We start from the raw sequence: 21,661 nt of genomic DNA, 5'->3' as shown, positions 1-21,661 counted from the left end.
GTAGCAGTGCTTTTGTTTGCAAAAAAGCTTAACCAGCGCTTTGCTTGGTAATTTCTAATACGATATTGCAATTGCCTTCAATTTGCCATTTTATGTTGAAGCAATGCAGGGTCATACCATATTGTTGAATGCCTTCTTTGGTTTTTTTGTACGCAGGGCGCGGATCTTGTTTTAACACACTGGTAATAAAACCTTGTAACTCAGGAAATTTGCTTTGTGCTTGGCAAAAAGCAATCGCTTGTGGTGTAAATTCAACTGTAAGTTCTGTTTCGGGTCGGTCATCAGCAAAGCCACCAAGTGCATCGGGTAAGCTGTCTGAATAAGGCAAATAAGGTTTAATATCGATAATCGGCGTGCCATCAAGTAAATCAATACCCGATAACTCAAGGGCTAACTGACCATTTTTATAACTAATGCCTTCAAGTTTAACCGCGCTCATACCTATTGCATTGGGGCGAAACGTTGCGCGCGTAGCGAATACGCCTTTTTTTTCGTTGCCACCTAAACGGGGCGGGCGCACCAAGGCTGACCAGCCTTTATCCGCGGTTTCATGAAATCGAAATAACAGCCACACATGGCTAAATTCATCTAAGCCACGGACAAACTCTTCACGATTGAAATTAGGATTAAAAATCAGTTTGGCTTTTGCTTCGGGGATCAGTCTCGGTTGACGAGGAATCGCAAATTTTTGTTTGTAGGGAGATTGGATATAGCCAATCGGTTCGATTTGATAATGCGACATTGCTCGACCTTGTAACCAAAGAGGTCGAGCATTTTAATCATTCAAGCCGTTAAAGGCTACAACTAACTGTTATTCGGGATGTTGCAATAATGACTCGGCCTGAATCGAAATTTCTTTCATTTTGATTGCATAGCTTTCAAGGCGCTTTTCTTCTTCTGTTGTCGCAACAAAGGTTGGCACTTCAACGGGGTAGCCCGCTTGGTCGGTTGCGACAAAATTAATGATACAGTGATTGGTTTCTTTCATCGCTTGTGTTTTTGGGTCACCGCATTTAACACTAATAAAAATCTGCATACTTGTTGTGCCTGTATGAGCTATTTTTGCTGATACCTCAACAATTTGGCCCACTAAAATTGGGCGGTGAAAACGAATTGTACCGGTTGAGATTGTCACGCAATAGTGACCACTCCAACCAGCAGCACAAGCGTAACCGGCTTGGTCAATCCATTTCATGACCACACCACCGTGTACTTTTCCGCCAAAGTTTACATCGGTTGGTTCTGCTAAAAAGCGAAATACCATAGAAGATTGTTTCATTGTGAGAGCCCCATTTTTGATAGGTGGTCAGTGTAACGATTTTTATAAAAACAAACAGTGAAATATCACTAGAGTATTGATCAATCGATTAAATGTGCAATTAAAAAGGGGCTTTCGCCCCCTGCAATTTAGGATTAAGTCTTACCGAACATCATTACATGTTCGGATAATTTGGACCACCAGCACCCTCAGGGGTGACCCACGTAATGTTTTGTTTTGGATCTTTGATATCACAGGTTTTACAGTGAATACAGTTTTGAGCATTTATTACTAAGGTGTCTTGCTGCTCAATGGTCTGTATTTCATAGACGCCAGCAGGGCAGTAGCGCTGGGCTGGTTCATCATAGAGCGCTAAATTAACGCTAATTGGAATGAGCGCATCTTTGAGTGTTAAATGGCACGGTTGTGACTCTTCGTGATTGGTATTTGATAAAAACACCGACGAGAGCTTATCAAAACTCAATTTACCATCAGGTTTGGCATAGTCTTTTTTAGCCGCCTTATCTTTGTGCACTAAGGTGGTGTGATCGGCAATATCATCGCGTAAGTTAAAGGGGAGTTTGCCGCCAAATAGGTTTTGATCAACCATGTTATATGCCCCACCAAACACCTTGCCAAACTTATGCATTGCTGGGCCAAAATTGCGTGAGCTGTGAAGTTCTTCGAATAACCAAGACGTTTTAAATGCGGTTGCAAATTCAAACAAATCAGTATTGGCAGCGCCGGACTTGAGTGCCTGACACACCACATCGGCGGCAATCATGCCTGACTTCATTGCTGTATGGTTGCCTTTGATTTTGGCGAAATTTAGGGTGCCTGCATCACAACCAATTAATAACCCACCCGGGAAGTGCATGGTCGGCAGAGAATTTAAGCCGCCTTTGGCAATAGCGCGCGCGCCGTATGCAATGCGTTTACCTTTACTGAGCACCTTGGCAAAAACTGGATGATGCTTCATGCGCTGAAATTCATCAAACGGGCTTAAATGTGGGTTTGAGTAATTTAAATCGACAATTAAACCAACTACCACTTGGTTATCTTCACTGTGGTACATAAATGCACCGCCTTGTGTCGTGGCATCTAACGGCCAGCCAGTGCCATGAACCACTTTACCTTGCTGGTGGACATCGCTCTCTACTTGCCAAATTTCTTTAAAACCCAAACCGAAGTGCTGCGGTGATGTATCTTTATCTAGGGCAAATGTGTTGATTAACTCTTTGCCTAAATGGCCACGGCACCCTTCGGCAAACAGGGTGTATTTAGCGCGAAGCTCCATGCCCGGCATAAAGCTATCTTTTTGTTGGCCATCTTTATCAAGGCCCATATCACCTGTGATAATGCCTTTAACGGCTCCATCTTCGATGATAAGCGAATGCGCTGAAAACCCCGGGAAAATCTCTACACCAAGTTGTTCGGCCTGAGTTGCAAGCCAGCGGCAAACATTGCCCATTGAAACAATATAATTGCCCGTATTGTGAAAGGTTTTTGGCACCGCAAAATGAGGGATAGCCGTGGCTTTGTGTTCATTATTAAACCAATAGATATCATCATGACTCACAGCGGTACTAATGGGGGCCCCCATCGCTTGCCAATCGGGTAATAACTCATCGAGGGCGCGCGTTTCAAATACAGCACCAGATAAAATATGTGCGCCAACTTCTGAGCCTTTCTCAACAACACAAATCATTAATTCTTGTTCATTTTTTTGTGCTTGCTGTGCTAAACGGATTGCAGCACTTAAGCCCGCAGGGCCTGCACCAACAATAACAACATCAAACTCCATGGTTTCGCGCTCAACCATACATACCTCTAAATTACAGTGACGGTGACGTAAATAACTAGCAACAAAATAGTTAAATAGTAAATTATGCTGTAAGACTATTTTAGGTTGACGTTTACGTCAACAGGAAGTACGCTAATCACATAAAAAATGTTAACAACTTTATAACTGTAAGGCTGTTATAGCAGCGTTACAGACAACGGAGCGTCTATGAAAATCCTCGTGCCAATTAAGCGCGTTATTGATTACAACGTCAAAGCCAGAGTAAAAGCGGATAAAACAGGCATTGATTTAGCCAACGTAAAAATGGCAATGAATCCTTTTTGTGAAATCGCAGTCGAAGAAGCTATCCGTATAAAAGAAGCAGGAAAAGCAACCGAAGTTGTAGTGGTTTCAATTGGCGATAAAGCCTGCCACGAGCAACTGCGCACCGCACTAGCCCTTGGTGCAGATCGCGCTATTCATATTGATACCGCACTTAATCTTGAATCACTTCACATTGCCAAACTACTTGCAAAACTAGTTGAACAAGAAACCCCAGAGCTGGTTATTTTAGGTAAACAATCTATTGATTCAGACAATAACCAAACCGGTCAAATGCTTGCAGCGTTAACACATCGCCCACAAGGCACATTTGCTTCAGTTGTTGCTGTTGATGCAGGTAAATTACAGGTTACTCGTGAAGTCGATGGCGGCTTACAAACGGTTGAGCTTTCATTACCAGCGATTGTCACCACAGATTTACGCTTAAATGAACCGCGCTATGCGTCATTGCCAAACATTATGAAAGCCAAGCGTAAACCGCTTGATGTCGTTGATGCCGCGAGTTTTGGTGTTGATTTGTCACCGCGTGTTGAAGTGGTGTTAGTTGAAGAGCCTGCACAACGTGCCAGTGGTGTGATTGTGAGTGATGTTGCAGAGCTTGTTGAAAAATTAAAAAATGAAGCCAAGGTGATCGCATGAGAAGTTTAGTTATTGCCGAACATGAATACGGCGTATTAAAAGCAGATACTGCAAAAGTCGTAAATGCAGCAAGTCAAGTAGGCGCAGAAATTGACGTTTTAGTGGTGGGTCACAATGTTGCTGACGCCGCTGCAAGCATTGCCGCTATTGCAGGTGTGACAACGGTATTCGTTGCTGATAATGCGGTATTTGAACATCAACTTGCAGAAAATATTGCTGATTTAGTTTGCGGATTGGCTAATGATTACAGCCATATTTTTGCACCCGCGACTACGTCGGGTAAAAATGTATTGCCACGTATTGCGGCATTACTTGATAAAAGCCAAATTTCTGAAATTATTGCTGTTGTTGATGCTGATACGTTTAAGCGCCCAATTTATGCGGGCAATGGCATCGCAACGGTAAAATCACTTGAAACACAAAAAGTGATCACGGTCCGTTCAAGTGCGTTTGATTTACCAGCGCAACAAGCGCCATGTGTTATTACGGCGTTATCACAAGGTGCGGCGTCTAATTCAAGTGCATTTGTATCTGTGAGTCAAACGGAATCCGTACGCCCAGAACTGACGGCTGCAGAGGTCATTATCTCGGGTGGTCGTGGTATGCAAAACGGCGAAAACTTTAGTTTACTTGAAGGCATTGCCGACAAACTAGGTGCAGCGATTGGTGCTTCACGCGCTGCAGTTGACGCAGGCTTTGTACCAAATGACATGCAAGTAGGCCAAACAGGCAAAATTGTTGCGCCTAACCTGTATATTGCCGTAGGCATTAGCGGTGCGATTCAGCATCTTGCTGGTATGAAAGATTCAAAGGTGATTGTGGCGATTAATAAAGACCCTGACGCACCTATTTTTCAAGTAGCCGATTACGGCCTAGTAGCAGACTTATTTGAAGTATTGCCAGCGCTTGAAAAAGCCTTATAAATAACAGTAACAATTTCTGGTTGTAAAGCCGCGTTTCAGCAATGTTCGTGGCTTTTTTTATATCTGCTTGTCACGAAGTTGATTAAACTAAGCGACATTGCGCTTTTGTTTAGTGGTTGAGAATGCTAATTAATCCAAATTTACCTTTAGTGTACCATCCAAATTATTCTTATGAATTTGACCCAAAGCACCGCTTTGTAATGAGTAAGTTTGCCGATTTATACCAACATTTAGCCTGTAGCGGATACATACAAAATAACGTTTTTGAACCACAGCGCGCCAGCATACAACAACTTGAAGAGGTGCATTGTTTACGTTACCTCAAGCAATTAAATCACAATACTTTAGATGAAAAAGCAGCTCGGCGAATTGGTTTACCTTGGTCAGAGCAATTAATGGCGCGCACTTTTACCGAGGCGCAGGGCACCTTACTCACAGCCCAATTAGCATTAAAAAATGGTGTCGCGTGTCATTTAGCGGGGGGCACTCATCATGCTCATTATGATTTTGGTTCAGGCTATTGCATGGTGAATGACTTAGCGTATACCGCAACTAGCTTGATTGATTCAGGCGATGTTACTAATGTGCTTATTTTTGATTTAGATGTGCATCAAGGCGATGGCACCGCGGCTATTTTGCAGCATAATCCTTATGTATTTACCTGTTCTATACACTGTGAAAAAAACTTTCCCTTTCGTAAAAGCCAAAGCGATTTAGACATTGGCTTGGCAATCGGCATGCAAGATGATGCCTATTTAGCACTCATAGGATCAACACTTCGCAGCTTAATTGCCGATTTAAACCCAAGCCTTATTTTGTATGATGCGGGAGTTGATATTTGGCAGCATGATGGCTTAGGCAAACTCGATATTTCATGGCAAGGGATTGAAAAACGTGACCATGCGGTACTTAAAACGTGCCTTCAAATGGGGGTGCCAGTTGCAACCGTGATTGGCGGTGGTTATGATACCAACCCACAGCGCTTAGCAGAACGCCATAGCATGGTGGTTAAGCAAGCAGCGATGTTTTAAAACCGATGCCATGTAATGTATGGCTCTTATGCTCGGTATAGTCTAATGCACTGATTGCATAATAAATTAACCTGACGTTTAATTAACGAAGACTCGCTTAGCTATTTATTTTTAATTCAATACAGTGGTTAAATCCATACCACAGATCGCAGTTAAATAAGGATAAAAATGAAATTACTACTGACAGGTTTAATTGCTTTATTGTGTGTATCTGGGCAGGTCGATGCATCATTTAACGATGACTTGATTGAAGTGGGCGCTATTGAAACACGGGTCGCTGGGATAAAAGGGTTAGAACCAAAAGGGGTGCAAGTAATTGGCCGTAAACACGTTGGCCAATGGTTTGGATTTGTGCAATTAAGTCACCAGCAAGATACGTTTAGTGAGGTTACGTTTTATGAACACATGGCAGAATCATCCCCCACAGAGCAGGACTTGTATCTTTTTGACGTCGATTTAAATCGATATGGGCTTGGTGCGGGTCGCACTTTTTTGCTTAGCGATGAAACAGGCATTGAGCTCAGTGCCATGTTTGGCCATCTGGTGTTGAAATTATCAGAGCAAGACATTGCTGGGCGCAGTCAAACCAATATCGTAAATTTAAATTTGCTGTTACGTCATTTTATTACCGAGCAATTAGAACTAAACATTGGCCTCAGTTATGAGCACTTTAGTAATGACTTTGCCGATAATTCCTTAGTCTATCGGGTAGGTACCCAATATAATTTTGCCAACTCTTGGCATGTAGGCGCCTATTTTCGCAATGTCAGCAGCGCGGGTTTTTCGCGTAATGCGTTAAGTGTGAGCGGTAATAACAACCCTGATGACTATTATCGGGATCTTGCATTGATGGTTGGCTATCGTTTTTAATGAGTGCATTTACCGCCCACTTTTATCATTGTTAACATTACCCTCAATGACAAAAATTATCTGCTTTGGTGATTCTAATACGTATGGCATTGCACCCGATGGTACACGATATCAAGCCAATCAGCGCTGGCCTAGCTTACTCGTAACATTGCTTAACCAAAAAGCAGGCAATGAGCTATTTTCTGTTATTGAAGATGGCCAACCAAATCGGACATTAGTGCACAATCCTCCCTTTAGTGGTGAAAAAACAGGCTTGCGATATTTTAAAGACAGCCTAGCTCAGTCCCAACCTGATTTAGCATTGCTTATGCTTGGCACGAATGATTTAAAGCGAAAATATAACCTGAGTGCGCCAGAGATTGCAGTAGGGCTAAAAACATTAATTGAACAGAGCCTACTTTGGCAACCTGCTTTAAACATTATGGTTATTTGTCCGCCGCCGATTTTAGAAGTTGCACATTATGCGGATATTTACCAAGGTGGGGCAGTAAAATCAATGGCGTTAGAAGGCGAATATCAAGCCATTGCACGAGAACTCAATTGTGCTTTTTTCGCCGCAGGGAGCGTTGTAAAAAGCAGCGATGTTGATGGCATTCATTGGTCATCACACGCGCATCACCATTTAGCTAACGCACTAAGCACGGACATTTTAAGCAGGGTTCACGCTACCCCATAAAGCGAAAGGGGAGCGTAAACCTAGCGAAGGGTTTTTAACTTGAATGCTGAATAAGAGATGTATTCATAATTCTTATTTTGAGTTCACAATTCACATTTAAATTAGGCTTTTTAGTGATGCAGCTGGAAACAATTTAGCATCTATCACAGCAGGTTATTTAAAATGCGATATTGGTCCCGAGCATCAAAATTGTTGATGAGGCATCATTGACACTCCACGATACGCCATCGCCTAAATTCCCCCCACTGATAAAATTCAAGGGAGCATAACCACGCGTGCGGATCACTTCAGTAAAGAGTTTGGCACTGTCAACAGGATAATAAGCAGCACCTAAAACCCATTGATCTTGGCGCTCCCACGGTGCATCACTTGGGCCGGCATCAAATTGGCTAAACTCAAATGAATAATTCAGTGGTCGCCCTGCAAACGTTGCTGCGTAACTCACCCCTAAATCTAAGCTTGTTACTTTAGCCGCTGCAAATTGCGGCATGGTCGGGTTAAACGTGCCTTGCCAAACATCTTGTGTTTTTGCAAATTCAGTTTTTAAATGCCAAAGGCCTAAATCGAGGGTTGAATACAGGGCATAGGCGCCATTTTCTTTTTCGCACGCACTAAAGTGGGTTACTGGGAAATTTTGGCAATAAGCACTGCCTTTGATCAATGAGCCACCAAGTTGTAATTGTGCTTTTGCATCTAATTCAAACGTGTAATTAAGGTCGAGGGCAAAATTATTCAGTTTACTTGGAATGTTAGTGCCATCAACCGGCACGTTTGCCGCGCGAAACTCAGCCCCACCTTGTACCGCCATTGCCGTAACATTAAGGTTTCCTTGGCTGTAGCCGCCTTTTAAACCATATGCTAAGCCACCAAAGGCATGATATACGGTCGATTGAGTAAATGGACTAACAGTATCAGTTAAGCCAAAAGGCACAGCCATTTTGCCAAGCGACGCATAAAATGGCGATTCGTTTAAATCACCTAGCAGTACGTACCCTTGGTGCAATTGCACTTGGTTACGGCCAAGGGCGGTAATGGTGCCAGCGCCAAAACTCAATTCTGGGCTATATAACAACTCAGCATAAGCAGAAATCCACGTATCTAAATTCGCCGTAAAACCAAATTGAGCCGAATGGATCAGCGCCTCAGAGACTTCTTTAGTACGTTGATTTGACGATGTGGGATGGCGCATCAAATAGCCAAATTTACTTTCGGTATTACTGTGTTGATAATTGACAATGCCCGTCACTGCACCACTTAAATACACAGTATCAGAATCTAATAAGCCCTGTTGTTTGTGGGTAAGTAGCGTGAGCTCTTTACGATTAATGTTTTGCAAAGGATTAAGCATGGTGTAGGCATAATCATGGTTTGCCTGCACTAAGTTTTTTTGTTCAACAGGCTCACTGATCCTTGCAGCAATGGGGGCTATGGGGGCTTTTTTTGCCACAATTGCAGGCTCGGCCTGTCTCTGATTGTTTAATTTTGTTTCAAGCGCAGATAAGCGTTCAAGTAGTAATTTATTTTGAGCTTCTAATACGGCGATTTTTTGCTCGACAGAGAGCGTTTCGCTCGCCAGTACCTCTAAAGGGGCAGATAAAAGCAAAAAACTACAAGCAAGCGCAATGGGAGTTTTCAACATTAGGGTATTCCAAATATAAGCTGCATAACGACAATTATGCTCAAGGGGCACAAGTATCGGTATGTTCAATAATAAGAACAACCTTTAATGTTAAATAAAAGTAAAAATATTTAAGTGATGGGTCATTTGCTTTATTTTTGAGCATCTTGTTCCTTTAGTGGCGTTATTTCGGCTTGCAGCTGGGCACAGTGCACTGAGTTTGTTAGTATTATGGCATTGAAAAAACGGAAACTTTTTGTATGGCAATTGTACCTATTCTCACTGCTGGCGACCCATTTTTAGCTGTACCTGCAACTACGGTCACAGATGTAAAATCAGTTGAATCATTAATTACCGACTTACTTGATACTTTATATGCCACCGATAACGGCATTGGTTTAGCTGCGACCCAAATTGGCCGCAAAGAAGCGGTTATTGTAATTGATTTATCTGATACGCGTGACAAGCCATTGATCCTGATTAACCCAGTTGTTATTAGTGGCACAGCCGAAGAAAAGGGTGAAGAAGGGTGTTTATCTGTGCCAGGTTACCGTGCTGATGTGGTGCGTTATACCGAAGTTGTGGTTGAAGCATTAGACCCAAGCGGTCAAGCTATTCGTATTCAAAGCGATGACTTTTTAGCCATTGTGATGCAGCATGAAATTGACCACTTAAAGGGTAAATTGTTTATTGACTACTTATCGCCGTTAAAACGCTCGGTGGCACTTAAAAAAGTAAAAAAACACATTAAAGAGGGTTTCTAAACCTCGCTAATGGGCTGCCAACACCGACGTTTGGCAGCTCTTTGTTGTTTTATACTCTTGAATGATGGATAACTGCCATTGCAGTAGGTGACCGACAAGACTTCTCAAGGTAAAATAGCGCCATCTTAGCGGCTCTTTGCCGCTTCATTGTTTACATGGTTTTTTATGTCTCAATCTGACCGCTGCTTTACTGCATTTATCCAAAATATTACAGGGTATGCCTTACCGACTCGATTCACTTTCCCTTTTTATTACGACCCACATCCGCTTTGTATTTTGGCTGCACAGCAATTGCAACAACAGTTATCAGGGCCGCAAACTTGGCAACATAATTTTGGTTTAACTGGACAATTACACGGCGCAATAGGAAAAATGTTTGGTGTGCTGTTGGTTGAAAATCAACAAGGTGAAGTGGGATACTTAGCGGGGTTCTCAGGTAAGTTAGCTGAGTCGAACCATCTGCCGGGGTTTGTACCTCCAGTATTTGATTTATTGAGCCAAGATAGCTTTTTTTTAGCAGAGCAAGCCAAGATCAATGACATTAATCAGATCCTTGAATCGTTAGAGTCTGATCCTAAGCGCCATGAATTAATCGAAGCATTACAGGCTGAACAACAACAAACAAATATCGCCCTTGATGCGTTGAAAAAAGAGATGGCAGCGGATAAAAAAATGCGCAAAGAGCAGCGCACCGAAGCCGAAAAAAACCTCTCAAACGACGCCTTTGTGGAGTTTAGCCGTGGGCTTGATCAAAAAAGCATTGGTCAAAAATTACAACTGCGCGATTTAAAACTCGCAAGTCAAACCCGTTTAACTCATTTGCAAAACCAACTAGATGAATTAGACAATAAAATTGCTTTCTTGACGTTGCAACGAAAAAGCCAATCAAGTGCCTTACAACAAGCAATTTTTGCAAGGTATCAGTTTTTAAATGCCCAAGGTGCGGTTAAAAACCTCAACGATATTTTTTCTGAGTCTGAAAAACCAGCTGGGGCGGGCGAATGCGCCGCGCCAAAATTATTACAGTATGCATTTAGCCAAGGCTACAAACCGCTGGCAATGGCCGAGTTCTGGTGGGGAGCCTCACCAAAATCACAAGTGCGGCAACATCAAAATTTTTACCCTGCGTGTTTAAGCAAATGCCAGCCTATTTTATCCCACATGCTACAAGGGCTAGACGTGGACGATAATCCTTTGTTGGTTAATCCAGCACAGGGTGTCGCCCTTGAGTTGATCTACCAAGATGATGCCATGCTGGTGGTGAACAAACCTGCAGAGTTTTTGTCAGTGCCAGGAAAAAGTATTACCGACAGTGTTTATACGCGAATAAAAGCACAGTTTCCTACCGCAACAGGCCCAATTATTGTACACCGACTTGATATGTCGACATCGGGGTTAATGGTCATTGCATTAAATAAGCGCAGTCATCAAGCACTGCAAAAACAGTTTATTTTACGCACCGTAACTAAACGTTATACCGCGCTACTTGATGGCGAATTAACACAGCAATCGGGAAACATTAAGTTACCCCTGCGCGTTGATTTAACCGACCGCCCAAGGCAAATGGTGTGTTATGAACATGGAAAAACAGCGCATACCGATTTTGATGTGATAGCCCAGCAGGGCGGTCGTACTAAGGTGCATTTATACCCAAAAACAGGGCGTACTCATCAGTTAAGAGTGCACTGTGCCCATACATTAGGACTTAATATGCCGATTGTCGGTGATGACTTGTATGGTAAAAAAGAACAGCGTTTGCATTTGCATGCTGAATTTTTAGCGCTTAATCACCCAATAACAGGCGAAGCAATGACGTTTACCGCACCTGCACCCTTTTAAGAGAGTTAGGTGCTTTAACGTTTACGCCAATCCCAATCCCAATCCCAATCACTTAAAATATAAAAGCCAAGCTGACACCTGAATAGACTTGGCTTTTTGCTTCCCAATCTGTTGCGTTAATTTCCCTAAGGCGGCTAAAGCCTTCTAAGCGAATTTTTTTATTGAAATTAACACCGACACCCAAGCCGATATAAGCATCGACATTAAACGGGTATTCATAATGGTTATGCTGATAAGCATCGTAGCGGTCGTTATCACGCTCAAACGCATTGCTGTGTAGCAAATTGCCAAGTACTTCACCTAAGTCTACACCAGCTTCAACAAAAGCTGATAAATCAGCGAAATAGCCAAATCGACCACCCATCTCAACGGTTATAAAATCTTGCGTAACATTGTTTTTATCAACCACACTTGCCGCATTAAGGCTTGAATTGATGGCAACACCCACATTTGAATGGGGCCATTTTAGAAGGTATTGTGTGCCGATAGAATAAATGGCACTTTGGTTATGAAATTCTGATTTAATAAAAAACAACCGATCTGCATTGTTATTTGCAAAGGTTAAGGAGCTAAAGAAACTGATCATGGCACAAAATATACCTAATACCGTGAAAGAGGTTTTTTTTGTAGTGTGTGGGTGGGCCATTATTTGCCATCGTAATAAAAAAAGTGGTTTATAATAAGACGATATCATGTAAGTTAATGTGAATATTATGTAATAAAATGTAGTGCACATTCTTACGTTTATTGATCCGCATTAATAAAAAATGCTTTTAAAGTCTCTACACTATTAATGTGTCTTAACCTTATAAGGTTGCTATGAAACTCTTTGACCTAATTTATATTGGATTAATTACGGTAATAACGGTTTTAATCAATGTCATTTATTTTCCGCTTAAAGCTGAGGTTGAATTATGGAGTTTGGTTTCTGAAACCTTCATTTTACTCACTTTTTTATTAATCTATTTAAATTTGTGGGTATTAAAAAGTAGTAATACCATCAATAGTCTGCTGCACGTTGGTTTTAGTTTTATTTTGATTTCCATGCTCATGGATGCGATTGACGAGCTTTTCGTACAACCAGTTATCATTACGGCTTTTTTTGAAGATATCCCGCAAGCTTTTGGCTTTCTATGTGTATTTATTGCTATCAAAAAATGGATAAAGTTTAATCGGGTAAAAACATCGCAGTTAACCGAATTATCACGGATAGATGGCTTAACTGGTTTATTTATTCGGCGTCATTTTCTTGAATTGGCTCAACAGGAATTCGATTTGTTTTCACGCAAAAAACAACCGTTTTCGATTTTAATGCTAGATTTAGATTTTTTTAAACGCGTGAACGATCAATTTGGCCATGCGTGTGGCGACCAAGTTCTGATTTGCTTTGCTCAATTAATGCAGAGCAGTGTACGTAAAACCGATATTGTTGCTCGCTGGGGTGGTGAAGAGTTTATCGTTTTATTGCCCAATACTCACCTTAAAGAAGCACTCGATGTTGCTAAGTTAATAAATGCAAAAACGCGCGAAAAAACGATGACATGCGACACTAATACTATTGCAATTACCGTCAGTATTGGCGTAATTGAAATGAATGCTGAATTCCTATCGCTAGAAGAGATGATAGATCAAGCCGATGAATTGCTCTATCAAGCAAAAAGAAATGGCCGTGACCGCTCAGAGTTTTCACTTGAAAACTAACTTAACTTAAGCTCAATACGTGATAATAAATAATTGTTAGGCAGTTATTTTCAATACCTTGGTGCAATAAAAAAACCGAATCAAAGATTCGGTTTTTTTATTTTTTACCAGCAGTACGTTTTATGCAAACGCATCTTGTAATGGTGGTACAACTTGTTTTTTACGGCTTAGTACGCCATCTAACCATGCTTTACCGTCAACTGGAGTAACGCCATAAGCACGTTCAATTAGGCTTTCATCATCGCTTGCGATTAAAATTTGTGAGCCTTCTTTCATAATATCAGTAAGCAATAAAAATACTGAGTGACGGTTTCCTTCCGCTTTTAATTTGATAATATCGGCTTCTAATTCAGCTCTAATAGAATCAAAAATTGATAAGTCGATTACTTCTAATTGACCAATACCCACTAAATTGCCATTCATATTAAAATCTTTAAAATCACGCATTACTAAATCACGCGCTGGCGTGCCTAATACGGCCGATTTAACTTTAAACATTTCCATGCCTAATGCTTTAAAGTCTGCAATGCCTGCAATTTCAGCCAGAGCTTCAACACACTTAATATCAGCCGTGGTACATGTTGGCGATTTAAAAATAACTGTGTCACTTAAAATGGCGCACATCATGATGCCTGCAATGTTTTTTGGGATTTCAACATTGTAAAAGTCATACATCATTTTAATAATAGTATTGCTACAACCTACCGGGCGGATCCAACACTCAAGCGGTGTTGAGGTCGTTAAGTCACCTAGTTTATGGTGGTCAACAATACCAACAATGGTTGCTTGGGCGATATCATCGGGCGCTTGTGTCACTTCTGAGTGATCAACAATATACACTTCTTCACCGGCATAACTTAATTTAAGCTCGGGTGCGTCAAAACCAAATTTCTCAAGAATAAACGCTGTTTCTGGTGATAGCTCACCTAAACGAGAAGCGATTGCAGCTTCACCAATCTGATTTTTTAAATAGGCTAGTGCGATGGCACCACAAATTGAATCTGAATCTGGGATTTTATGACCCACTACATACATTGACATGCTAACACTCCATAAAAATTTGCGCCATTTTAGCAAAATAATTACAAATTATCATATAACGAAAAATAAGATTTTATGACGCACGCGCACTTAAGTGAAATACTGCCTTTTTTGCTGCGATTTAGTTAAACTAACGAAAATAAAATTAAGGGTAAACCATGATCCAACTCAGCCGTGCAGGATGGAATAATGTCATTATTTATTCCATGTTAATTATGATTTTTTTGTTCAATGGCCTGCATCATAAATTGATATCATCAGACGACTCGCAAGCGATCCAACCCCTTTTTCCTGAGCAAGCATTTATTTTAACCTTGAGTTACCCAAACGTGACGTTTGAACGTATTGGCACAACTTGGCGTGCAACGTTTACTGAACCAGCGTACGAATACCCAATTGCCATTGATAAAATTGAACAAGTAATTACGCATTGGCAAACCAGCCAAAGTGAGCTTGAAAACGACATCGCACCGCTTAACGCGCAATTACAGCAAAATGGGGCGCTAAGCACCGTAACAGTTTGGTTTGCTGGGCAACCGAGCGCAGCAGTATTTGAACTTATTGAATTAAATAAACAATTTTACTTGTTTGATCGTACCGAGCAGCGGTGGCTTATCATCACACCCACCCAATATACCGTCCTTTTTTTAGCAATAAGTGAATAAATAATGCCTGAATTACCAGAAGTTGAAGTAAGCCGCATGGGCATTACACCGCACATGCATCATAAAAAAATTAGTGCGGTGCGTGTGCATCATTGGCAATTGCGTTGGCCAGTGCCAAAACAAGTTGAGCAGTTGGTAGGTCAAACGATTAGCGCCATTGAGCGCAGGGCAAAATATTTGCAACTAGTAACACCCGTAGGCACGGTGATTTTACATTTAGGCATGTCGGGTAATTTACGTATTGTTGATAACAGTGTTGCGCTTAAAAAACACGATCACCTCGAAATAGAACTCGATACGGGCGCTGTGCTGCGACTCAATGATCCAAGACGTTTTGGTGCTATTTTATGGCAAGCGCCGGGCGAAACGCATTCTGTATTTGCGAAGTTAGGGCCAGAACCATTAACCGAAGCATTTAACAGCGACCAACTGTTTGAACAAGCCAAGAATAAAAAAACAGCCATAAAACAGTTTATTATGGATAACAAGTTTGTAGTGGGAGTGGGCAATATTTACGCCAATGAAGCTTTATTTAAAGCTAAAATTCATCCGCAAACACCCGCGGGGCAATTAAAACACTCAGATTTTGACGCCTTAGTACCAATTATTAAACAAACCTTAGCGCAAGCGATTCGTCAGGGCGGCACCACATTAAAAGATTTTGCCCAAACTGATGGCAAACCCGGTTACTTTGCTCAAGAGCTGCAAGTATATGGTCGAAAAGGGAAACCCTGTGTTGAATGTGGCAGCATTTTGCACGAAATTCGCCTTGGTCAGCGCAGCACGGTATTTTGTCCAGACTGTCAGGTAGTCAGTTAAACCAACCGTATCTAATGCTTTTTTATTGTTTTTGTCCCCGATTTTATTGCAAGTTGTGTAATTAACAGTCAATATATGCACCGCAGCGTTTATCGCTGCGAGTTATCATTAATTGGTATTTAAATGGATTTAAAATGAAAAATACGTTTGCGTTTATAGGTTTACTTTTAGCTGCTTACTATTTGGGTTACACCAGTAACTCATCAGCTATTAATTTTAGTCATATTTCAACCAAGCCTGCGAGTAAAGAGCAATTGCTCGATTCGGTCATTGCCAAAACCGACTCACTTTGCTTTGAAAAAGCAGGAATGAGTGATGATAATTTTATTTACACTAGTTGCGTTCGCCGAGCGCGCGACTTTAGCAAAATGTGTAAAAGTAAAATAAGTAAAGACATGCCAAACATGGTCACAAATCACGATGAAGCCAAGCGGTTTTCGTTACGTATGATGAATTGTTTAGTACCTGTCAGTTAATATTTAAAGTCATAAAAAGCCTAACTACCAGTGTAGTTATTGCTAATTTGCTTGCAGATCTGAAGCGTAATAGAGTGGCTGTTAGTGCGCTAAAATTATTTATTATTTATTCATACTAATAGTGATAAGATGCTCACTTATTGATTATTATGCTGATTTATTTACTTAGTTGGTTACGCCTTTTGCGTGACTATTCGACGCCATAAACTAAACAATCCTTTTTAATCAATATCCTATTTTCCTGCTCAATTTAAAATAAGAAGGGTGTATGATGCAAAAGGTTCTATTTCATTTAATTCCCGCTGTGTTTGCCACAGCACTCATTGGCTGCCAGCCGACAATTGAAAAAGAAGTGATTGATGGTCATGAAGCCACACAAGTGAATGAAGAGCCAGTATCAAAACTAAGCGAAGAGCAAAGCGCTCTTTTAGCAAAACAAATGCTAAAACAAGACAAGCTAGTTGCTGAACAAGAAGCGCTTAAAGCAAAAATTCCTGAAAATGTCACTGCCGACGAACTGTCAAACCTTAAAAAAGCGTTAGCAACATTAACTGAAAACAAACAAGCATCGTCAGTGAATGCGTGTAAAGTAATGGCTTATGGTTATAAATCATGTGGTGGCGCAGCGGGCTTTTTAGCCTATTCAACTGAGCAAGTTGAAGAGGGCTTACTGCAAGAATTAGTACAAGAATACACGCAATACGAAAAACAATATCAGTTAGAAAACAAAATGGTATCAACGTGCGATGTGTTGCCACAGCATTACCCAAGCTATAACGATGGCGAATGTGGTATGAGTACCGAACAACGTTTTTAACCTTAACCACACGCGTTAGTTAAACACTGTAATAATAAAAAACCACTTCATTGCTGAAGTGGTTTTTTAGTTTAAATCACAGAAGTAAATCTAGCTTTGAATTAAAGAATATCAAGCAGTTATACCAATCACGATAAGTAAGTGATCAAAAATAGCGTAGGAAAAACGCTTGAGAACAAGGCAGATTTTTTTCGATAAGTTTATTTTACAATCAAAAAATCTAACGAAGTTATCGAGTGTTTTAACAAGCTAGGGTGATCAGTTATTTATTACGATTGGTATTATAGCTCAAACGGTGCAACACCAATCCCCGTTAAGCTGTAGCCAACTTGCGCTATTTCGCCGCTCCAACCTTTAGTTGTAATAACGCCAGTCACGACCACTGCGTCGTATAGGCTTTCAATCGGTACGCCGTCTTTAATGATCACATGCACAATTTGGTTTGGCGGCGGCGGTGGCACATGAATACAAGCACCAAAAAACGGCACTAATAAAAATTCAGTAATGTTTTCATCATCGCCTTCAAGGGGCACCACAAAGCCTGGCAAACTCACTAATTTACCATCAAGTTCTTTTACCACTGGTGCGTCGATATCTGGCTGGATCCAGTTTTGTTCAGCACCATCGTGGTTAGCTTGGGTATTTGTTTCAACTTGAACATGGCCTTTGGGAATTAAGTCTTCCCAAAAAATCTCAAGGGGCTTGGTACTGGCAGCAACGCTTTGGCTCACCATTAGTGCAGCGGCCAATAACAGTTTTAGTCCATTAGCTGGGTGTGTTAATAAAGTCATAGTTTGATACTCATTCCATCGGCAAGAGAATAGCGATAAGCCAAAAATGCGGGGATCAATCCAATCACTGATCCGGCTGCAATGATACTGGCAATTAAACCCGATTCATAGCTGCTAAACGCACTTAACGAGAGGCTAATGCCCATGCTTGCTTGAATAAATGGGGTGGCTGTCGCTATCACCGTATAAAAACCAATAATGCCTAACAGCACTGCACTACATGTTAGTAATATACTTTCAAGTGACATTAAGATAAAAATGTGCACCGGCCTTGCGCCAACCGAGCGTAAAATCGCCAGTTCGCGGCGTCGCTGATTAAGCGTACTGAGTAAAATTGTCACCATGCCAAGCAAGCTAATGATCACCACAGCAATCGAAATTAACCACAAGGCTTTTTCAACCAGTGAAAGAATTTCCCACAGCTGGCGCAAGGTAAAACTGGGTAAAATAGCTAATAACGGCTCGCCTTTAAATTGATTGATACTGCGCTGTGCTTGCAGGGCCATGACCGGAGAATTTAAGCCAAGTAATATCGCACTAATTTGTTTTGGTTCACCAATTAAATCACTATTTTGCTCATGCTCATGCTCATGCTCATGCTCATGCTCATGCTCAGTATGATGATTATGTTCATCGTGATTGGCATGCTCAGCCTGATAGTTATGTTCATTGTGATGATCATGTTCAGTATGATCAGCTGGCTTTACTTGCGGCGAGTGCGATGGTACTTGCGACTCTTGATGAATACTACTAATGGCAATAAGTGGCACATGCACGGTTTTATCAACCGGTGTACCCGTTGGCGCTAAAATACCCACCACTTTAAAAGGGTGATCGTCATGATGATGAAAACTGGTATTTCCCGTTCCATGCGATACAACAATGTTATCACCCAACTGATAATCAAGCTCGTGTGCAACCAACGCGCCCAACACCACTTCAGTTGGGCTGGCAAATTGGCGACCCTGTGCCAATACTAACGGCTGTTTTTTAGCATAACGATAATGCTCAAAATACCCCAACGTAGTGCCAAGCACCGCATAACCACGATGTGAATCGCCAAGTGAAAGAGGGATCGCCCACTTAATGCCACGTTGCTGTATGATTTCTTGATAGCTTTGCCAACTGACCATATTAGTACTGTGGCCAATGCGAAATACCGATGCCAGCAATAATTCAGTTGCGCCAGTGCGCGCGCCCACAATCAAGTCGGTGCCCGAAATGGTATTACTAAAACTGGTTTTAGCATCCACGCGCACTCGCTCAATACACAATAACAACATCACACTAATGGCAATGGTCAGCACGGTTAGCAGCACGCTTGCTTTACGATTAAGTAAACTTTTTTTAGCTAAGGTGATTAAAATCATGATAATAATCCCATATTTGGTGTGCCAATGGTTAACTTATGCTCAAACAATGGGGCGAGCGTCGCATCATGGCTGACAAATAAAATTGTGGCATTATTGTGTTTGGCTTGTTTAAACAGTAATTCAATAAACCCATTACGGCTGTCGGTATCAAGCGCCGACGTGGGCTCATCGGCAATAATAATTTCGGGTTGGCCAATAAAAGCACGCGCAGCGGCAACGCGCTGTTGTTGCCCAATACTTAAACTCACCACAGGTTGAGTGAGCACATCTTGGGGTAATTCTAAGGCAGCTAACAATGCTAACGCGGCGTCGTTTAAACTACGATGACCTTTTAGCGCCTCACGTTTTCGTTTTGCTGAAAACGCTGTTGCAAGCGTCACATTATCAATGGCATTAAGATACGGAATTAAATTAAAACTCTGAAAAATATAGCCAATATGATCAGCCCGAAACTGATCGCGCTTGCGAGCCGACAAGCTAATTTGTGACTGTTCAAGCAGTGTAATGTCGCCTGTTGTGGGGCGAGTGATCCCTGCTAATAGTGATAACAAGGTCGATTTACCGCTGCCACTTGGGCCACAAATAAATACGTGTTCGCCTTGGTTTATGTGTAAGGTTTTAATATCAATAATTTTTTTTGCCGAACCAGGCCAGCAAAAGGTTAAGTCGCGTAGGGTGATCATAACAACAGTAATCAGACAATTGTAATGAGACATTATAACAAAAGCCAAATCACGCCAAGCAGAACACGATAAAAACCAGTTTATTTCAGCCCACTTGGTTAGGTGATTAAATATCGTACGCCCGAGATGCAAACCTGAGTGAATTTTTGCTTTGAATTACAGGCATAGATTGTGATTTTTAGCGTGCTGCACTATTATAGCGCCTTAAAAAATACAGCAGAAAATCAACCCCATTTTCTTGTTTCATTTAGTATCGAGATAAATCTTTTGGAGAGCCAATGAGCACCTATAAAGTATTGGAAGTCAACGATGACTTACCTATTCGCACCCAAGGTAATGTCCACAGCGGAAAAGTTCGCAGTGTTTATTGGTTAACTTCAGCCGACAGCGAACGCTTAATTGAAGAAAAAGGCTATCAAATTCCAAAAGATACACCGCTTGCAATCATGATCATCTCTGATCGAATTTCTGCATTTGACTGCATTTGGCAAGGCGAAAATGGCTTAAATGGTGTGCCAGGTAAAGGCATAGCACTTAATTCAGTTGCGGCACACTGGTTTAAATTATTTGACCAATCAGGCCTTGCAGGCAACCACATTGTAGATATTCCACACCCATATATTTGGATTGTACGCAAAGCACAAACTGTGCGAGTAGAAGCTATTGCCCGCCAATACATTACCGGCAGCATGTGGCGCGATTACGCCAAAGGCGTGCGTAACTTCTGTGGTATTGATTTACCAGAAGGCCTAAAGGCAAACCAAAAGCTTGAAAACGTACTTATTACCCCATCAACCAAAGGCATTATTACCAATGTGCCAGAAGTGCCGCCAGTTGATGATGTGAATATTACCCGTGCCAATATCGAAAACAACTTAGCCGCGTTTAACTTTAAATCGCTTGCTGACGTAGATAAATACGAGCAATTATTAACCGAAGGCTTTAAGTTAATCAGCGCACAACTGGCTGAAATTGGCCAAATTTTTGTTGATACCAAATTTGAATTTGGCTATGTAGACGAAATTGATGGCACACAAAAACTAATTTATATCGATGAAGTAGGCACACCTGATTCATCGCGCATTTGGGATGAAGCCGCGTATAAAAATGGCCAAATCATCGAAAACTCAAAAGAAGGTTTCCGTCAGTTATTAATCAATAACGTGCCAGATAGCGACGTATTACTGAACAAAGACCGCATGCCAGAGCGCGAAGCCCTAGCCGAAGGCTATAAATTACCCGTAGACGTAATGATGCAAGTGTCAGATACCTATGTTGGTATTGCCAGCAAAATTATTGGTAAACAAATTGAAATCCCACACGATCCGCGTGCCGAAATCATCGAATTACTCGATAAAGAATATGGTTTAATTAATAAATAACAAATAGTTATAACCAACATAGAATAACTAAACTAAAAGCGCCTAAGGGCGCTTTTTTGTTGCCAGCCCATAAACGAGTTGGGCCACCAGCAGGTAAAAATGAGTTATACCAATCGAAATAAATAACTGATCACCCTAGCTTGTTAAAACACTCGATAACTTCGTTAGAT

Annotated in this window: 22 protein-coding genes; 13 read left to right on the top strand and 9 right to left on the bottom strand. The window is 41.4% G+C overall.

The genetic code is table 11. The features are described 5' to 3' along the window. Positions 1-28 precede the first annotated feature (28 nt). The 3 genes from tsaA to AC3KZC_RS09105 all read right to left on the bottom strand — a co-directional run bounded on the left by tsaA (position 29) and on the right by AC3KZC_RS09105 (position 3,080). Positions 29-742: a tRNA (N6-threonylcarbamoyladenosine(37)-N6)-methyltransferase TrmO gene (tsaA, locus tag AC3KZC_RS09115; RefSeq protein WP_490577472.1), complete on the bottom strand. Its 714-nt coding sequence runs from the start codon at positions 740-742 to the stop codon at positions 29-31. A gap of 69 nt (positions 743-811) precedes the next feature. Beyond that, positions 812-1,279, bottom strand: coding sequence for an acyl-CoA thioesterase (locus AC3KZC_RS09110; RefSeq protein ID WP_490577471.1), 468 nt, complete (start codon positions 1,277-1,279; stop codon positions 812-814). 154 nt (positions 1,280-1,433) lie between these two features. Continuing rightward, positions 1,434-3,080, bottom strand: coding sequence for an electron transfer flavoprotein-ubiquinone oxidoreductase (locus AC3KZC_RS09105; protein WP_490577470.1), 1,647 nt, complete (start codon positions 3,078-3,080; stop codon positions 1,434-1,436). Between the two features lie 189 nt (positions 3,081-3,269). Between AC3KZC_RS09105 and AC3KZC_RS09100 the strand changes: the two genes are divergently transcribed. From AC3KZC_RS09100 to AC3KZC_RS09080, 5 genes are all read left to right on the top strand, one after another. Then, complete coding sequence (locus tag AC3KZC_RS09100) at positions 3,270-4,022, top strand: electron transfer flavoprotein subunit beta/FixA family protein (RefSeq protein ID WP_490577469.1); 753 nt, start codon at positions 3,270-3,272, stop codon at positions 4,020-4,022. Continuing rightward, complete coding sequence (locus tag AC3KZC_RS09095) at positions 4,019-4,945, top strand: electron transfer flavoprotein subunit alpha/FixB family protein (protein ID WP_490577468.1); 927 nt, start codon at positions 4,019-4,021, stop codon at positions 4,943-4,945. The genes AC3KZC_RS09100 and AC3KZC_RS09095 overlap by 4 nt, the downstream gene beginning before the upstream one ends. Before the next feature lie 122 nt (positions 4,946-5,067). Further along, positions 5,068-5,976: a histone deacetylase family protein gene (locus AC3KZC_RS09090; protein ID WP_490577467.1), complete on the top strand. Its 909-nt coding sequence runs from the start codon at positions 5,068-5,070 to the stop codon at positions 5,974-5,976. Positions 5,977-6,144: 168 nt separating this feature from the next. After that, entirely contained in the window at positions 6,145-6,846 is a 702-nt protein-coding gene (locus tag AC3KZC_RS09085) for an outer membrane beta-barrel protein (RefSeq protein WP_490577466.1), read from the top strand. 46 nt (positions 6,847-6,892) lie between these two features. Continuing rightward, entirely contained in the window at positions 6,893-7,522 is a 630-nt protein-coding gene (locus tag AC3KZC_RS09080) for an SGNH/GDSL hydrolase family protein (RefSeq protein ID WP_490577465.1), read from the top strand. 157 nt (positions 7,523-7,679) lie between these two features. On the opposite strand, the gene AC3KZC_RS09075 is transcribed toward AC3KZC_RS09080, so the two are convergent. After that, positions 7,680-9,161: a hypothetical protein gene (locus AC3KZC_RS09075; RefSeq protein ID WP_490577464.1), complete on the bottom strand. Its 1,482-nt coding sequence runs from the start codon at positions 9,159-9,161 to the stop codon at positions 7,680-7,682. 239 nt (positions 9,162-9,400) lie between these two features. On the opposite strand from AC3KZC_RS09075, the gene def reads away from it, so the two are divergent. Both def and AC3KZC_RS09065 read left to right on the top strand, forming a co-directional pair. Then, positions 9,401-9,904, top strand: a complete 504-nt coding sequence (def, locus tag AC3KZC_RS09070) for a peptide deformylase (protein WP_490577463.1) — start codon at positions 9,401-9,403, stop codon at positions 9,902-9,904. A gap of 165 nt (positions 9,905-10,069) precedes the next feature. Next, entirely contained in the window at positions 10,070-11,743 is a 1,674-nt protein-coding gene (locus tag AC3KZC_RS09065; protein ID WP_490577462.1) for an RluA family pseudouridine synthase, read from the top strand. Positions 11,744-11,795: 52 nt separating this feature from the next. Here AC3KZC_RS09065 and AC3KZC_RS09060 read toward each other — a convergent pair whose 3' ends face one another. Then, entirely contained in the window at positions 11,796-12,389 is a 594-nt protein-coding gene (locus tag AC3KZC_RS09060; protein WP_490577461.1) for a hypothetical protein, read from the bottom strand. A gap of 173 nt (positions 12,390-12,562) precedes the next feature. Between AC3KZC_RS09060 and AC3KZC_RS09055 the strand changes: the two genes are divergently transcribed. Beyond that, positions 12,563-13,444: a GGDEF domain-containing protein gene (locus AC3KZC_RS09055; RefSeq protein WP_490577460.1), complete on the top strand. Its 882-nt coding sequence runs from the start codon at positions 12,563-12,565 to the stop codon at positions 13,442-13,444. A gap of 120 nt (positions 13,445-13,564) precedes the next feature. Here AC3KZC_RS09055 and AC3KZC_RS09050 read toward each other — a convergent pair whose 3' ends face one another. After that, on the bottom strand, positions 13,565-14,485 hold the full coding sequence (locus AC3KZC_RS09050) for a manganese-dependent inorganic pyrophosphatase (protein WP_490577459.1): 921 nt from the start codon (positions 14,483-14,485) through the stop codon (positions 13,565-13,567). 158 nt (positions 14,486-14,643) lie between these two features. Here AC3KZC_RS09050 and AC3KZC_RS09045 point away from each other — a divergent pair, with 158 nt between their 5' ends. The 4 genes from AC3KZC_RS09045 to AC3KZC_RS09030 all read left to right on the top strand — a co-directional run bounded on the left by AC3KZC_RS09045 (position 14,644) and on the right by AC3KZC_RS09030 (position 17,262). Further along, positions 14,644-15,150, top strand: coding sequence for a hypothetical protein (locus AC3KZC_RS09045; protein ID WP_490577458.1), 507 nt, complete (start codon positions 14,644-14,646; stop codon positions 15,148-15,150). Between the two features lie 3 nt (positions 15,151-15,153). Beyond that, positions 15,154-15,969, top strand: a complete 816-nt coding sequence (mutM, locus tag AC3KZC_RS09040; protein ID WP_490577457.1) for a bifunctional DNA-formamidopyrimidine glycosylase/DNA-(apurinic or apyrimidinic site) lyase — start codon at positions 15,154-15,156, stop codon at positions 15,967-15,969. A gap of 134 nt (positions 15,970-16,103) precedes the next feature. Continuing rightward, positions 16,104-16,445, top strand: coding sequence for a hypothetical protein (locus AC3KZC_RS09035; protein ID WP_490577456.1), 342 nt, complete (start codon positions 16,104-16,106; stop codon positions 16,443-16,445). A 268-nt stretch (positions 16,446-16,713) separates the two neighbouring features. Further along, positions 16,714-17,262, top strand: a complete 549-nt coding sequence (locus AC3KZC_RS09030; RefSeq protein WP_490577455.1) for a hypothetical protein — start codon at positions 16,714-16,716, stop codon at positions 17,260-17,262. A gap of 281 nt (positions 17,263-17,543) precedes the next feature. On the opposite strand, the gene AC3KZC_RS09025 is transcribed toward AC3KZC_RS09030, so the two are convergent. Genes AC3KZC_RS09025 through AC3KZC_RS09015 form a run of 3 tightly spaced genes read right to left on the bottom strand, consistent with a single transcriptional unit; the run spans position 17,544 to position 20,109 of the window. After that, positions 17,544-17,996, bottom strand: coding sequence for a DUF3299 domain-containing protein (locus AC3KZC_RS09025; RefSeq protein WP_490577507.1), 453 nt, complete (start codon positions 17,994-17,996; stop codon positions 17,544-17,546). 53 nt (positions 17,997-18,049) lie between these two features. After that, positions 18,050-19,423, bottom strand: coding sequence for an ABC transporter permease (locus AC3KZC_RS09020; protein WP_490577454.1), 1,374 nt, complete (start codon positions 19,421-19,423; stop codon positions 18,050-18,052). Further along, positions 19,420-20,109, bottom strand: coding sequence for an ABC transporter ATP-binding protein (locus AC3KZC_RS09015; RefSeq protein ID WP_490577506.1), 690 nt, complete (start codon positions 20,107-20,109; stop codon positions 19,420-19,422). Before AC3KZC_RS09015 ends, AC3KZC_RS09020 begins: the two co-directional genes overlap by 4 nt. A 278-nt stretch (positions 20,110-20,387) precedes the next feature. Here AC3KZC_RS09015 and AC3KZC_RS09010 point away from each other — a divergent pair, with 278 nt between their 5' ends. Continuing rightward, the gene (locus tag AC3KZC_RS09010) at positions 20,388-21,491 is read left to right on the top strand and encodes a phosphoribosylaminoimidazolesuccinocarboxamide synthase (RefSeq protein WP_490577453.1); all 1,104 of its coding nucleotides are present in this window, start codon (positions 20,388-20,390) and stop codon (positions 21,489-21,491) included. Positions 21,492-21,661: the final 170 nt, after the last annotated feature.

It is taken from the genome of Pseudoalteromonas sp. J2K-J031, assembly GCF_058197095.2.
Note: the sequence above shows the minus strand (reverse complement) of the source record. Positions and strands in the feature narration are given on the sequence as shown.

What these genes read in the sequence shown, in the direction of transcription:
- def (WP_490577463.1), top strand. Translation starts at nt 9,401, where the DNA reads ATGGCAATTGTACCTATTCTCACTGCTGGCGACCCATTTTTAGCTGTA.
- AC3KZC_RS09100 (WP_490577469.1), top strand. Translation starts at nt 3,270, where the DNA reads ATGAAAATCCTCGTGCCAATTAAGCGCGTTATTGATTACAACGTCAAA.
- AC3KZC_RS09045 (WP_490577458.1), top strand. Translation starts at nt 14,644, where the DNA reads ATGATCCAACTCAGCCGTGCAGGATGGAATAATGTCATTATTTATTCC.
- AC3KZC_RS09110 (WP_490577471.1), bottom strand. Translation starts at nt 1,279, where the DNA reads ATGAAACAATCTTCTATGGTATTTCGCTTTTTAGCAGAACCAACCGAT.
- AC3KZC_RS09055 (WP_490577460.1), top strand. Translation starts at nt 12,563, where the DNA reads ATGAAACTCTTTGACCTAATTTATATTGGATTAATTACGGTAATAACG.
- AC3KZC_RS09050 (WP_490577459.1), bottom strand. Translation starts at nt 14,485, where the DNA reads ATGTCAATGTATGTAGTGGGTCATAAAATCCCAGATTCAGATTCAATT.
- AC3KZC_RS09105 (WP_490577470.1), bottom strand. Translation starts at nt 3,080, where the DNA reads ATGGTTGAGCGCGAAACCATGGAGTTTGATGTTGTTATTGTTGGTGCA.
- AC3KZC_RS09015 (WP_490577506.1), bottom strand. Translation starts at nt 20,109, where the DNA reads ATGATCACCCTACGCGACTTAACCTTTTGCTGGCCTGGTTCGGCAAAA.
- AC3KZC_RS09020 (WP_490577454.1), bottom strand. Translation starts at nt 19,423, where the DNA reads ATGATTTTAATCACCTTAGCTAAAAAAAGTTTACTTAATCGTAAAGCA.
- mutM (WP_490577457.1), top strand. Translation starts at nt 15,154, where the DNA reads ATGCCTGAATTACCAGAAGTTGAAGTAAGCCGCATGGGCATTACACCG.
- AC3KZC_RS09090 (WP_490577467.1), top strand. Translation starts at nt 5,068, where the DNA reads ATGCTAATTAATCCAAATTTACCTTTAGTGTACCATCCAAATTATTCT.
- AC3KZC_RS09035 (WP_490577456.1), top strand. Translation starts at nt 16,104, where the DNA reads ATGAAAAATACGTTTGCGTTTATAGGTTTACTTTTAGCTGCTTACTAT.
- AC3KZC_RS09065 (WP_490577462.1), top strand. Translation starts at nt 10,070, where the DNA reads ATGTCTCAATCTGACCGCTGCTTTACTGCATTTATCCAAAATATTACA.
- AC3KZC_RS09075 (WP_490577464.1), bottom strand. Translation starts at nt 9,161, where the DNA reads ATGTTGAAAACTCCCATTGCGCTTGCTTGTAGTTTTTTGCTTTTATCT.
- AC3KZC_RS09095 (WP_490577468.1), top strand. Translation starts at nt 4,019, where the DNA reads ATGAGAAGTTTAGTTATTGCCGAACATGAATACGGCGTATTAAAAGCA.
- AC3KZC_RS09085 (WP_490577466.1), top strand. Translation starts at nt 6,145, where the DNA reads ATGAAATTACTACTGACAGGTTTAATTGCTTTATTGTGTGTATCTGGG.
- AC3KZC_RS09030 (WP_490577455.1), top strand. Translation starts at nt 16,714, where the DNA reads ATGATGCAAAAGGTTCTATTTCATTTAATTCCCGCTGTGTTTGCCACA.
- AC3KZC_RS09080 (WP_490577465.1), top strand. Translation starts at nt 6,893, where the DNA reads ATGACAAAAATTATCTGCTTTGGTGATTCTAATACGTATGGCATTGCA.
- tsaA (WP_490577472.1), bottom strand. Translation starts at nt 742, where the DNA reads ATGTCGCATTATCAAATCGAACCGATTGGCTATATCCAATCTCCCTAC.
- AC3KZC_RS09010 (WP_490577453.1), top strand. Translation starts at nt 20,388, where the DNA reads ATGAGCACCTATAAAGTATTGGAAGTCAACGATGACTTACCTATTCGC.
- AC3KZC_RS09060 (WP_490577461.1), bottom strand. Translation starts at nt 12,389, where the DNA reads ATGGCCCACCCACACACTACAAAAAAAACCTCTTTCACGGTATTAGGT.
- AC3KZC_RS09025 (WP_490577507.1), bottom strand. Translation starts at nt 17,996, where the DNA reads ATGGTGAGCCAAAGCGTTGCTGCCAGTACCAAGCCCCTTGAGATTTTT.